The sequence below is a fragment of the Acinetobacter sp. TWP2-2-3 genome, from assembly GCF_049896445.1.
Classification (GTDB): domain Bacteria; phylum Pseudomonadota; class Gammaproteobacteria; order Pseudomonadales; family Moraxellaceae; genus Acinetobacter.
In genome coordinates, this window is the sequence record NZ_JAFCUI010000001.1 from 342,577 (window position 1) to 355,345 (window position 12,769).

The window sequence follows — 12,769 nt, forward strand, 5'->3', positions numbered from 1 at the left end:
TCTATGTTTAAAGCAACAGCAGCACCACAAGATCCAATGATTTTGCAGTTTGTGCCCATTTTGACACAAGCCTGTGAAATTTTGCGAGAAGAATATCAGCGTTATTGTTCTGGTGCGGCTTTTGATGTCATCAAAAAAAATGATAATTCTCCGGTGACTCAGGCAGATTTTCGGGTCAATACTTATCTGACCCAAGCTTTGGCAGAGATTTCCAGCTTGCCTTTACTGTCTGAAGAAGGACAGGAACATGAACGCCGCTCATGGTCAGAATTCTGGTTACTGGATCCGCTAGATGGTACCAAGGAATTTCTGCACCAGCGCCCCGAATTTACCATTAATTTGAGTCTAGTCAGAGGCAGTTTGACCACTTTTGCCATATTGGCGGTTCCGGAGCAGCAACTGATTTATTTCTGTCCTGAGCAGGGCTTGCCTTATAAATATGATATCCAAAAGATGACATGGTTTGCTTATGAAATGCTTGAAACTACTAAAACGATTGCTGTGGGATTGAGCCAAAGTAGCCAGCAGAAACCAAAATATCTGGAGTATTTGCAAAGTTTGGCCAAGCTCACGGACTACACAGAGTTTAAAGCGGGCAGCGCTTATAAATTTTGCATGATGCTGGAAGATCAGGTGGATATCTATCCACGTTTTCATCCGACCTCGGAATGGGATACCAGCGCTGGTCAATGTATGCTCGAACGGATTGGTGGTGGTCTGGTCGATTTAGAAGGCCGTCCATTTATTTATAATCATCGGGATACTTTGCTGAATGGCGGATTCATTGCTTATAAGAATAATGATATGAAAATTATTGCATTGCAGGCGGTTTCTGACATGCAGGCCGAGCATTGAGCAAAATTCTGAGCGTGTTATAGTGGTGCTTAACCTATTACCAATCCAGAGTTGGCTGTAACGTGTCCCTGAAACTGCTTCCACCGAGTATGTTGAGTGCAATTGATTTATTGCCTGATGTACAGACGCCTGTCACCTTATTCACACGGCATTCGATTCGTGAGGAGGTTCCGGGTCAAGGTTTGGCAGGCTATGATCTGCAACTGACCAGTCAGGGGCGGGATCTGGCGCAGGAATGGGGCGCTTATCTGGCTGATCAAACCGATCGCGTGATTCATCACTGTATTTCAAGTCCAATCCAGCGTTGTATTGATACCGCTGCATTGATGATTGAAGGGGCAGATGCGGTTACCCCTGAGCAGAATACCCATCGTATTGAAATTATTGAACAGGGGCTTCTGGTAGAGCCTGGCAGCTTTGTACTGGATATTCAAAAAGCCGGACCTTATTTTGCCAAGCAAGGTGCACTCGGTTTTATCAACAGTTTTGTCAATAATGCCTTGCCGGGGATGAAACAGCCGATTCATGGCGTGGTGGATGTGCTGGAACTGATTTATAACACCCATCCACAAAATAAATATGGATTGAGTCTGGCCGTCAGCCACGATACCATTTTGGCAGCGATGATTGCGGTGATGTCAGGGCGTCAGGATGTTAGTCGGGAAGACTGGCCAAAAATGATGGAAGGTCTGTTTGTCTGGTTTGAAGGTGATGTATTTTTAGAATCCAAGCTGAAATGGATCTGGCGCGGTCAGGTACATGAACTGGATATTGCTGATTTTAAACGTTCCCAACTTTCTTAAATGAAAATATTCTTTTAAAACTCAATTGTTCGCAGCAGTTGAGTTTTTTGTTGGGGAGTTAGGAATTATGAAGATGGTGTGGCCTTTCATATTGACCATTCAATAAAAGTCAGTCTAAAACGATAAAAATAAATTTTAAACTGCACCTTTTACATTTATAGGGTGAAAATTCAATAATGTAAGTATAAAAATTATCTATGCTTAATAAATATAGAAATATTCATCTTGAGGAAAATTATGAAAGTTATCACAATTTTTAGCCTGATCGCGATTTTGGGTTTAACCGCATGTCAAAAGCGGGACACTGACAATACGAAACAGGATAAAACCACTTCGCCATCCTCTATGGATAAAGATCAATAATCTAAAAGAGAGGGAGATTCAGGTTTTTATCTCACAGTATAGCATTGACTGGATGAGTGCTGTCTAAACAAATTATTTTTCTGAATGAGTCATTATATTTTTTAGTTTCTTCAAATTCCAGACACAAAAAAAGCCCTAAAAAGGGCTTTTTTCATTTGCGATTAGTTAGAAGCTAGTGCTTTAACTTGCGCGTTCAAGCGGCTCTTATGACGAGCTGCTTTGTTTTTATGGATGATGCCTTTGTCAGCCATACGGTCGATTACTGGAACAAGCGATTTGTACGCTTCAGTAGCAACTGCATAGTCATTAGTGCTGATAGCAGCTAATGTACGTTTAAGATAGGTACGAACCATAGAACGCAAGCTTGCGTTGTGTTTGCGTGCTTTAACGTTTTGACGAGCACGTTTTTTAGCTTGAGCAGAGTTTGCCACTCGTGCACTCCTTGAAATAGATTGGTCTGGGCGGGCTGAAACTCAACTGAAAACCAACATCAGAGGAATTATCACCAGCCCGTAAACAAGTGCCATATTTTGATTAAACTAAGCACCGAAGTCAAGTCTTGACATGCTTTGACAACATTTTAGATGCAGAAAAATTCTAAAGAAAACGTTAGATTAGTATTCCACCTAGGAGATCGTATAAAAAATGACTAAATCACTGACTCATCCCATCGTGATAGGTGCCACCGGCTTGGTGGGAAAACAACTGATAAAACGTTTGCAAGATGAGCCGACTTGCCAGCAGATTACTGCAGTGGTCAGAAAACATCAAAATGATCTGGATGCTTTGGATAAAGTTCAACAACTGGTACTGGAAGATTTCCTGATGTTGAATGATCAGGATGTTAGTAAGCATAGCCATGGTTTTAGCTGCCTGGGCAGCACCATGAAAAAAGCCGGATCCAAACAGGCATTTTATAGTATTGACTATACCATAAATGCTCACTTTGCAGAGCTATTACAGCAAACCTCAGCCCATTATCTTTTGCTAAGCGCAATGGGTGCCGATTCCCAATCGCATTTTTACTATAATCGGGTCAAAGGTGAGCTAGAAGAATATGTGCAAACATTGTCCTTGGACAGAATCAGCCTGATTCGACCTTCATTACTCATTGGTGAACGTCCAGAGCAGCGCTTTTTGGAAGATATCGCGCAGCAGGTTTATCACAAAGTATCGCGTTTTATTCCGGATAGTTTTGCGTATAAGCCAGTGACAGCCGATCAGGTGGCTCATACTATGGTCGAGGCCGCGCTAACTCAGACGGTAAAATTTGAAATTTATGATAATTTACGCATACAAAAAATGAAATGAGGAGAAAACACCGTGTCTACAGCAGCATTTGTTACCTGTGACTTGTTAGATGATCATCCAGAATTAGAGCTTCAGGTGGTGACACCTTGCCTGGACGGTAAATTTTTTAAGAGTTATGGGGCGCGCAAAACCTTTGGCGGTCAGATTGTGACAGTAAAATGTTTTGAAGATAACTCGCGGGTGAAAGAGTTGTTGGCCACAGATGGAACAGGCAAGGTCCTGGTCGTAGATGGCGGTGCATCCATGCGCTGTGCCTTGATGGGTGACCTGATTGCAGAATCAGCGGTAAAAAATCACTGGAATGGCGTGATTATTTACGGTTGCGTTCGTGATGTCGATGCGATTGCTGAACTTGATCTTGGTGTGCATGCATTGGCGGCTATTCCGCAAAAGAGCAACCGCAAGGGTGTGGGTGAAGTTGATATCTCTCTCTGCTTTTGTGGTGTCACGTTTAATGCTGGCGATTATGTCTATGCAGACAATAATGGTATTGTGGTGTCTAAAACAGCTTTAGTGGCTTAATCGGCTGAAATCTGCATTTCTGCATGCAAGAATAACAACAAAACTCATCTGTACCCTGAAAGACAGGATGCCTAGATTCTGTCTTTCATTAATATAAAACAAAAATAGGAAAATACTATGTTGAGTCATCAAATTAAAGTCGCACAAGCCTTAGCCTCTTCAGTCGCCCAAGGGGGACGTGGCATGGTCGGAACGCCGTTTCCGAATCAGCCTGAAAAATCAATTAAGCTCTATGAATTTGAAGGTTCACCTTTTTGTCGTCGGGTGCGTGAAGTGCTGACCTTACTCAATCTGGATTATGAAGTTTATCCGTGCCCTAAGGGCGGTACAAAATATCGTCCGGTCGTAAAACAGTTGGGTGGCAAGAGCCGCTTTCCATTTTTGGTGGATGAAAATACAGGCGATCAGATGTATGAGTCGCAGGATATTATTCACCATCTATTCAAGCATTATGGCAAAAGTGGCAAAACGCCAAAGAAATATGCAACTTATCCGAAAATTCCAGTCGCCGCTTTTGCTGGAACGATTATCAATGGTGCGCGCGGAGTCTGGATTAATAAACAGGTGCTAAATCGTCCGGCACCGGAACAGCTATTGGAATTATGGGGTTTTGAAGCCAGTCCTTTTGTCCGGGTAGTACGTGGTGTTCTCTCAGAGCTAGAAGTGCCGTTTGTTTTTCATAATGTGGCCAAAGAACGTTGGCAAGATTATGGACCAGCCAAGTTACGTTTAAAGCCGGGGAAATATGAACCGCTTGCGGGTGGCAAGCGTGAACAGTTGTTTGAAATGATGGGAAATACGATTCAGCTGCCTTATCTGGTCGATCCAAATACAGGGGTGAGCATGTTTGAATCGGCTGAGATTGTGAAATATTTAAAACAGCAATACGGTACTGCTTAAAGTAGGAAGCTTGTGTAACTTCAAAGATTTTCTATCTAGAACTGCCATCTTATCAACAGATGGCATTTTTTTATCTGTGTTTAGTGTGAGAGAGATTATGTGTCTCTATGCGCATAAAACCAAAACTTATAAATAAATGAAAAAAATCATGATTTTTAGAGCTTTTTTGTTTATATTTTAATCTTTAATGGGACATAACAATAAATATAAGGGGCGTGCTTATGACAGCACCAGAGGCAGTCTTGCCAGTACTTGTATTAATCGTTGAAGATGAATATGTTATTCAGCGCCGTTTAAAAATTATATTAACCAATCTGGGGTATAACGAAGACGTTCTGCTATTTGCCAATACGGTTAAAGAAGCATATTCCATAATTCAACAACAGCCGATTGCACTGGCCTTGGTGGATTTAGGGTTACCGGATGGAAGTGGGATTTCAATTATTGAAAAAATCCGCGAACAGGACGCACAAGCGTTGATTCTGGTGGTGTCTGCCTGGAGTACCCAAGATAGCCTGTTTAGCGCAATTCAGGCCGGTGCAACCGGTTATGTGCTGAAAGAACGGGATGATGTTGAAGTCGCCTTGGCTATTCGCAGTATTTTGCGTGGCGGTGCACCGATTGATCCCTTTGTTGCCCGTGAAATTTTAAAACAGATTTCTATTCCTGCCATTTCATTAACAGTAGAGCAGAACAGGCCAGCTGCGGATCAGGAAACGCTCACACAGCGGGAGCAGGAAATCCTGTCCTTGGTTGCGCAAGGTCTGAGTAATCGTGAAATTGCCGAGCAGCTCTGTGTATCACGCTATACCGTCGAAAGTCATATCAAGCATATTTACCGCAAACTCTCGGTCAGTAAACGTACCAAGGCGGTCAGTACCGCACGGCATCTGGGAATTCTGTAATGTCATCTGCCTGTTCCAGAAGCAGCAAACGGCAGCGACTGAAATGGATCGGTGTTTTTGTCCTGTGCAGCTGGCTTTGCTTGTTCTGTAGTATCAGTCAGGCACAAAACCATTTTCAGATTAATGATCTTTGTCAGGTGAAGATCGAATATATTCAGAAGGTTCAGGCTCAGGGTCCTACCGAGATGCCGACATCAGGCTGGCAAAGCGTACGTTTGCCGGATAACTGGCAGAATAACTGGAAGAATTATCATGGGGGTGCCTGGTACAAGATTGTCTGGCGTTGGTCATGTCAGGACAACATCCGCCTTGCAGAACCGGTTGCCTTTTCTATTGATTATATTAATTCGGCAGGTGCCGTGTTCCTGAATGGTGACTTGCTTTGGTCTGACCGGAACTTGCAAGAGCCCTTGTCGAAAAGCTGGAATATGCCGCGTTACTGGGTTTTCCCGATTAGCGGTTTGCGTAAAGACAGTAATGAAATCCTGATTTATGTAAATGGCTACAGTTTCCAAAGCGCGGGCCTGGGCAATATTCAGTTTAATAATGTGTTGGTGAATAGCCAGCAGTATTTGGAAAAAATCTGGGATCGCCGTACCGTATTCCAGATCAATATGATTTTCTCTGCCACGATTGGGCTGATCTGTTTCATTATCTGGTTATTCCGGCGTTCAGAAACCACTTTTGGCTGGCTGGCACTCAGTTCACTGTTGTGGATTCTGTTTATTTCCAATGTCTTGACTACAGAAAATTTTCCATTTCACTCCACGATTTCGGCAGCTAAAGCCAATATGCTTTTTTTCATTGCCTATATCCATTGTTTTTGTCTGTATCTGATCCGCTTTGTAAAACAGAAATTTAAGCAGTTGGAGCGAGGATTTATTCTGGTCAGCGTTCTGTCCAGCCTACTGGTGATGATCAGTCCCTTGAATTATCTGGAGCAGGTGCTAGGTGGAGTGTTTATCTTCTATGTATTGCTCTTTGTTAGTTGTACTGTGTATATCAGCTATCAGGCCATCAAAACCCGAAATGGAGAATATCTCTTCCTGACGTTGTGTCTTTGGGGGATTCTGCTGTGTGTAGTCATTGACCTGATCATGTTGAACCAAACCACGGTCAATGAGTTTTCACCTTTATCTCCCTATACCTCACCAATTATTACCTTGTTTGTCGTGCTGATTATGGGCACACGCCTGAATCGTAATGTCAGGAAAATCGAAAAATTTAATACCCAGTTAGAACGTAAAGTCCAGCAGGTCAGTGCTGACCTGAATAAAAGCCTGAGCGATAAACATCAATTGGAGCTGACCAATGTTCGTCTGCAAGAGCGGATTAATCTGTCACATGAACTGCATGACGGGTTGGGAGGGTCTATTGTCCGTTCCATGATTCTGGTGGATCAAAGTAGCGAAACAGTTTCTAAACAGCAGTTTCTTTCCATGCTGAAACTGCTCAGAGATGATCTCAGACAAATCATTGACAGTGGTTCATCTATTGAAAATAAAGTCCCACAAACGCCGGTACTCTGGATCGCACCGGTACGTTATCGTTTTACCCAGCTGATGGAAGAAATGGGGATTGTAGTTGAATGGTCATTTCCAAAAGTCTGGCAGCGTGAACCGACGGCATTACAGTGTTTAACCTTGATCCGAGTAGTCGAAGAAAGTCTGACCAATATCATTAAGCATAGTCAGGCCAGTCAGGTAAAAGTCAGTCTGGAATATTCCCAGCCACATCAGCTTACTTTAAGCATTCAGGATAATGGCATCGGTTTCGATGCTGACATGGTGCAAAAAAATGGTCTGAGTATTGGAATGCGCAGCATGAAAATGCGGGTTGAGCGCATGGGAGGATTGTTCCAGATTGAATCTGAACAAGGAGATACGCTGATTCGTGTTGTATTAGAGCTGTATCAGCCTTAATTAGTTAGAATTCTAGACTCTAAAAATAAAAAAGAGGATCATGTGATCCTCTTAAAATTATTGCCTAAATAGAACCGTGGAAAGATTACTCGTCTTCTGGCGGTGGAACCAGCATCAACACGGCTTCATTTAATAATGCAGCAACATCTTCCAGAATTTCTTCATCAGCGAAGTCTTCACCGAATAACAGCGCTTCACCATCTGCAAGCTGTTTGAGTTTTGCGGTAAATGTCTCAGAGATGCACACACCCTCACCATTTGCCCAGAACAGAACGTCGCCGTCCGTTTCAGTATAAAGCAGGCGTGACGCAGGTTCGAGCATCAGGCTATAGCCCTGATCGAGTGCTTCTTCCAGATCACCTGTACCGATTTCTTCTGCTTCAGGCAGGTTTTCAGGATATTTAGGTTCGGACATCAAGCTCATGATGGCATCTTCGAGAACATTGGAATTATGCAGTTGCTGCATGATGTGTTCTTTCAGATATTCCAGCTCATTGCTGCTCACTTCACCGATAGCACCGACTTGATCACGGTTGATATCCAGCAATGGGTTACGCAGCGTTTCATTTTCAGAGAATTTATCCCCGACACGATCCATCATGTCACTGATATTTGGCATGCGGAAACCGAATGAATAAGTCAGGCAGTCATCTTCAGCCACGCCGTAATGAGCCAGACCAGGCGGCACATAGAGCAAGTCGCCAGGTGCCAGCACTTCATCAAAGTTCACTTCTATTTCAGGCAATAATTTAAGCGGTTGACCCGGAACAAATGGAGTTTCGGTATCACACATTTGCCCAAGCTGCCAGCGACGATGGCCATAGCCTTGTACCAGAAACACATCATAGAAATCGAAATGCTTGCCGACTGAACCGCCTTGCGGTGCATAAGACACCATGATGTCATCGCGACGCCATTGTGGAATAAATGGGAATTTTTTCCAAAGTGCCGACAGGTCAAATGAATAGTGATCTACAGCCTGAACCAAAAGCGTCCAGAGCTTGGGCATTTTCTGGAAATCTGCTTTGAGCAAAGGTGAAGATTTCACGCTCCATTGATTCGGATCACGATCTTTCTGCTTGATGAGACGGGCAGTGACATGTTCTTCAAGCGCAAGTTCCATCACATCATTGGGTTCAAGCAAACTGGCGATTTCAGGCATTGCATTACGCACCAGTAAAGGTTTCTTTTGCCAGTATTCGCTAAGGAATTGTTCAGCGGTAATACCGCCTAATACGTCTAAAGGTTGAGACATAGATTACAGCCTGAATTTAAATGGGAGATTAAGGAACCAAAATTTTTAATTCACGAAGAATATGACAGAGCTTGATCATTGGCATGCCCATCAGCGTGGTCTGATCTTGTCCGATCATTTCTTCAAACAAGCTGATACCGAGGCTTTCACATTTGAAACTGCCTGCACAATGCAAAGGTTGTTCAATTTCGACATAACGCTCGATTTCGACCTGAGACAGTTTGCGGAACTTGACTTTATAGTGTTCAACCAGACTTTGTTCAAAACCGGTCGATAGCTGCTGCACACTGAGCGCAGTACTAAAATAGACAATCTTGTCCGAGTTGGCTTGTAGCTGGCGAATGGCCTTTTCAGTCGTTAACGGTTTACCAATAAAAATATCCGGCGCACCTTCACGCCATGCCACCTGATCTGAGCCGATCACAATCGCTTCTGGATTTTGTTCAGCAATATATCTGGCTTTCTCAAAAGCCAGTCGTTGTGCCAGATCATCTGCGTGATTTTCCCCGCGAGGAGATTCATCAATATCCGGTACCATGGAAATATAATTAATATGCAGACGATCCATCAGCGCTTTGCGGGTTTGACTGGACGATGCCAAGATAATCTGTGCAGAATTCATTAGACAGCATATTCCTCAAGAATATTTAACGGTACATACGCCAGAACAGCTTTGTGACAGGCTTGTAGCTTGATCGGTGGAGCTTGACCCGCTTCATAGGCTTCGACCCAGCGCGTTACGCAGATACACCAGAAATCGCCAGGTTGCAGGCCCGGGAAATCCAGTTCGGGCAAAGGCGTAATCAGGTCATTACCGACTTTTTGAGAAAAATTCAGAAATTCTGAGGTCATTTGCGCGCAAACCGTATGCTGGCCCAGATCGGTGGTCGCAGTATGGCAAAAGCCATTGCGGAAATATCCGGTAATCGGATCGAAGCAACAGCTGGACAAAGGCTCACCTAACACGTTCAAACGGTTAAGATTTGGATCAGGATGTATCGACATAGGGACTGAATCTAAAAGAGGCTTTTTTCTATCATAACAAAACTTTGGCATTCATAATGTTTTCTGCAAAAGATGCTAACCTTTTTCTGCATAATCATTTAAAATCGCCTGGTTTTAATATCTATAAAGTGAGCTCTACATGAACTTTCAGCGTATGACTGACCTCGATTTAGCAGGTAAACGTGTTCTGATCCGTGAAGATTTAAACGTTCCTGTTAAAAATGGTGTGATCACCAGCGATGCGCGTCTTCGTGCAGCATTGCCAACGATTAAAGCAGCACTAGAAAAAGGCGCTGCAGTCATGGTGTATTCTCATCTGGGTCGTCCGGTTGAAGGTGAGCCTAAAGCTGAACAGTCACTTGCTCCTGTAGCGGCTTACTTGACTGAAGCTTTGGGCCAAGAAGTGAAACTGTTTACTGACTATTTAGATGGCGTTGATGTTCAGCCAGGTCAGGTAGTTCTACTGGAAAATTGCCGTTTTAACGTCGGCGAGAAGAAAAACAATCCTGAACTTGCAGCAAAATATGCAGCATTGTGTGATGTATTCGTGATGGATGCCTTTGGTACAGCACACCGTGCAGAAGCATCTACTGAAGGCGTAGCGCGTCTGGCTAAAGTTGCAGCTGCAGGTCCTTTACTGGCAGCTGAACTTGATGCGCTTGGTCGTGCACTGCAAACCCCTGAAAAGCCAATGGTGGCGATTGTTGCAGGTTCTAAAGTCTCTACCAAGCTGGACGTTTTAACCTCACTTTCTGACATTTGTGATCAATTGATCGTCGGTGGTGGTATTGCCAACACGTTCCTTGCTGCGGCCGGTTATAACGTGGGCAAATCATTGTGTGAAAAGGATCTGATCGATACGGCAAAAGCCATTGCTGCAAAAGTAGCAGTTCCACTTCCTACTGACGTTGTGGTTGCAGATGCCTCTGAAATTAACTTTGAAGACTTCCTGGGTTCATTGGCTGCTGCAAAAGCAACGGTGAAAAACGTTGCAGATGTTGCTGATAACGACATGATTCTAGATGTTGGTCCGGAAACTGCGAAAGCATTTGCAGAAATCCTGAAAACCTCTAAAACCATTCTTTGGAATGGCCCGGTAGGCGTATTTGAAGTAGATCAATTCGGTGAAGGGACTAAAACTTTATCTTTAGCGATTGCTGAATCGGAAGGTTTCTCGATCGCGGGTGGTGGTGACACGCTTGCTGCGATCGACAAGTACGAAGTGGCTGACAAGATTGGCTATATCTCGACGGGTGGTGGTGCATTCCTTGAATTCGTTGAAGGTAAAACCCTTCCTGCTGTTGCAGTGCTATTAGAACGTGCTTAATTGCATGTCCTAAGCTAAAAAGCTGGCAAAGTGCCAGCTTTTTTTATGTCATTTTTTTGACAGTGCAAACTTACCCTTCATGGCTTGGTCATTAAAATGCAATAAATCTGTCATAAGATGCAGTCATTAAATCACCAAATGATGAGAATACGTGATGAAAAAACAGTTAACTATTGCAGTATTATTAGCAGCATCTCTGGCATTAACTGCGTGTGCAAAACAGGAAAGTGCACCAGAAGCTGAAGCAGAAAGCTCGGCAGCAGTGGCAGATCAGACGGTGACTCCAGAACAGCAAGCTGCCATTGATGCCATTGACCAGCCAATTTTAGATGAAAAAAATACCGATATTCCAGCTGAAGTTGCCAATGCACCAGCAGATGAAGCGACTGCAGACGAGTCGGTTGCTGCGACTTCAGAGCCTGTAGCACCTTAATCTGACTGATGTGACACAAAATCCCTGCAAATGCAGGGATTTTTTTTAAATAGTGTTATTTGTTGCTGAATTGAAACCTTTGAACATGTAGAATATGTGGCATTCACTGGGAGGATATTATGGCTCTTATTTCATTGCGCCAGCTCTTGGATCACGCCGGCGAACATGCTTACGGCGTACCAGCATTTAACGTAAACAACTTAGAACAAATGCGTGCAATTATGCTTGCAGCAGATGCAACCAATTCACCTGTTATCGTACAAGCATCTGCGGGTGCGCGTAAATATGCAGGCGCTCCGTTCTTGCGTCACCTAATTTTGGCTGCAATTGAAGAATGGCCACATATTCCAGTGGTAATGCATCAAGACCACGGTACCAGCCCTGATATTTGCCAACGTTCAATCCAGTTAGGCTTTTCATCAGTAATGATGGACGGTTCACTCGGTGAAGACGGTAAAACACCAACTTCATATGAATATAACGTTGATGTGACTCGCCGTACAGTTCAAATGGCACATGCGTGTGGCGTATCTGTTGAAGGTGAAATCGGTTGTTTGGGTAGCCTTGAAACAGGTATGGCGGGTGAAGAAGATGGCGTAGGCGCAGAAGGCGTACTGGATCATTCTCAACTCCTGACTTCAGTTGAAGAAGCGCGTAGCTTCGTTGCTGATACCAATGTTGATGCGCTTGCAATTGCAGTAGGTACTTCACACGGTGCGTACAAGTTCACGCGTCCACCTACAGGTGATATTCTTGCGATTGACCGCATTAAAGAAATTCACGCAGCACTTCCAAACACACATCTTGTCATGCACGGTTCAAGCTCTGTGCCACAAGAATGGTTGGCAGTGATTAACCAGTATGGCGGCGACATCAAGGAAACTTACGGTGTTCCGGTTGAACAGCTGGTTGAAGCGATCAAACACGGCGTGCGCAAGATTAACATCGATACTGACTTGCGTTTGGCATCTACCGGTGCAATGCGTCGTATGATGGCAGAAAAACCAAGCGAATTCGATCCTCGTAAATTCTTCAGCGCAACTGTAGACGCAATGAAGCAAATTTGTATCGATCGTTACGAAGCTTTTGGTACTGCAGGTAATGCAGACAAGATTCGCCCAATTTCTTTAGAGAAAATGGTGTCACACTATAAATAATTCCCAGTGAA

General features: G+C 43.8%; 15 protein-coding genes. 11 read left to right on the forward strand and 4 right to left on the reverse strand.

Annotated elements, in window-relative coordinates; translation table 11 throughout:
* Nucleotides 1-3 precede the first annotated feature (3 nt).
* The 3 genes from ACP7AK_RS01755 to ACP7AK_RS01765 all read left to right on the forward strand — a co-directional run bounded on the left by ACP7AK_RS01755 (nt 4) and on the right by ACP7AK_RS01765 (nt 2,021).
* A complete protein-coding gene (locus ACP7AK_RS01755) occupies nt 4-855 on the forward strand; it encodes a 3'(2'),5'-bisphosphate nucleotidase CysQ family protein (protein ID WP_425878245.1) in 852 nt (283 codons plus the stop codon).
* Nucleotides 856-917: 62 nt separating this feature from the next.
* Entirely contained in the window at nt 918-1,658 is a 741-nt protein-coding gene (locus tag ACP7AK_RS01760) for a histidine phosphatase family protein (RefSeq protein WP_253147948.1), read from the forward strand.
* 237 nt (nt 1,659-1,895) lie between these two features.
* Nucleotides 1,896-2,021: a hypothetical protein gene (locus ACP7AK_RS01765; protein WP_004646731.1), complete on the forward strand. Its 126-nt coding sequence runs from the start codon at nt 1,896-1,898 to the stop codon at nt 2,019-2,021.
* A 161-nt stretch (nt 2,022-2,182) separates the two neighbouring features.
* Here the strand turns inward: ACP7AK_RS01765 and rpsT are convergent, their stop codons facing one another.
* Complete coding sequence (gene rpsT / locus ACP7AK_RS01770; RefSeq protein ID WP_004279868.1) at nt 2,183-2,452, reverse strand: 30S ribosomal protein S20; 270 nt, start codon at nt 2,450-2,452, stop codon at nt 2,183-2,185.
* A 214-nt stretch (nt 2,453-2,666) separates the two neighbouring features.
* On the opposite strand from rpsT, the gene ACP7AK_RS01775 reads away from it, so the two are divergent.
* The 5 genes from ACP7AK_RS01775 to ACP7AK_RS01795 all read left to right on the forward strand — a co-directional run bounded on the left by ACP7AK_RS01775 (nt 2,667) and on the right by ACP7AK_RS01795 (nt 7,581).
* Nucleotides 2,667-3,332: an NAD(P)H-binding protein gene (locus ACP7AK_RS01775; protein WP_100355031.1), complete on the forward strand. Its 666-nt coding sequence runs from the start codon at nt 2,667-2,669 to the stop codon at nt 3,330-3,332.
* 12 nt (nt 3,333-3,344) lie between these two features.
* Complete coding sequence (gene rraA, locus ACP7AK_RS01780; RefSeq protein WP_224215736.1) at nt 3,345-3,854, forward strand: ribonuclease E activity regulator RraA; 510 nt, start codon at nt 3,345-3,347, stop codon at nt 3,852-3,854.
* Between the two features lie 117 nt (nt 3,855-3,971).
* Nucleotides 3,972-4,754, forward strand: a complete 783-nt coding sequence (locus ACP7AK_RS01785; RefSeq protein WP_224215737.1) for a glutathione S-transferase N-terminal domain-containing protein — start codon at nt 3,972-3,974, stop codon at nt 4,752-4,754.
* A gap of 221 nt (nt 4,755-4,975) precedes the next feature.
* Nucleotides 4,976-5,659: a response regulator gene (locus ACP7AK_RS01790; protein WP_425878249.1), complete on the forward strand. Its 684-nt coding sequence runs from the start codon at nt 4,976-4,978 to the stop codon at nt 5,657-5,659.
* Complete coding sequence (locus ACP7AK_RS01795) at nt 5,659-7,581, forward strand: sensor histidine kinase (protein ID WP_425878251.1); 1,923 nt, start codon at nt 5,659-5,661, stop codon at nt 7,579-7,581. The genes ACP7AK_RS01790 and ACP7AK_RS01795 overlap by 1 nt, the downstream gene beginning before the upstream one ends.
* Before the next feature lie 85 nt (nt 7,582-7,666).
* On the opposite strand, the gene ACP7AK_RS01800 is transcribed toward ACP7AK_RS01795, so the two are convergent.
* The 3 genes from ACP7AK_RS01800 to ACP7AK_RS01810 are packed head-to-tail and all read right to left on the reverse strand — an operon-like array spanning nt 7,667 to nt 9,841.
* A complete protein-coding gene (locus ACP7AK_RS01800) occupies nt 7,667-8,836 on the reverse strand; it encodes a JmjC domain-containing protein (RefSeq protein ID WP_425878253.1) in 1,170 nt (389 codons plus the stop codon).
* Between the two features lie 28 nt (nt 8,837-8,864).
* Nucleotides 8,865-9,458, reverse strand: a complete 594-nt coding sequence (locus ACP7AK_RS01805) for a Maf family protein (RefSeq protein ID WP_004279859.1) — start codon at nt 9,456-9,458, stop codon at nt 8,865-8,867.
* Nucleotides 9,458-9,841, reverse strand: a complete 384-nt coding sequence (locus tag ACP7AK_RS01810; protein WP_004279857.1) for a DUF2237 family protein — start codon at nt 9,839-9,841, stop codon at nt 9,458-9,460. The genes ACP7AK_RS01805 and ACP7AK_RS01810 overlap by 1 nt, the downstream gene beginning before the upstream one ends.
* A 139-nt stretch (nt 9,842-9,980) precedes the next feature.
* Here ACP7AK_RS01810 and ACP7AK_RS01815 point away from each other — a divergent pair, with 139 nt between their 5' ends.
* From ACP7AK_RS01815 to fba, 3 genes are all read left to right on the forward strand, one after another.
* Nucleotides 9,981-11,168 (forward strand): phosphoglycerate kinase, encoded by a 1,188-nt coding sequence (locus ACP7AK_RS01815; RefSeq protein ID WP_004279856.1) that lies wholly within the window; start codon nt 9,981-9,983, stop codon nt 11,166-11,168.
* A gap of 154 nt (nt 11,169-11,322) precedes the next feature.
* Nucleotides 11,323-11,601, forward strand: coding sequence for a hypothetical protein (locus ACP7AK_RS01820; RefSeq protein WP_005107177.1), 279 nt, complete (start codon nt 11,323-11,325; stop codon nt 11,599-11,601).
* Nucleotides 11,602-11,720: 119 nt separating this feature from the next.
* Nucleotides 11,721-12,758 carry a class II fructose-bisphosphate aldolase gene (gene fba / locus ACP7AK_RS01825; protein ID WP_004279853.1) on the forward strand — a complete coding sequence of 346 codons (1,038 nt, stop codon included), beginning with the start codon at nt 11,721-11,723 and terminating at the stop codon, nt 12,756-12,758.
* The last annotated feature ends 11 nt before the right edge of the window (nt 12,759-12,769 follow it).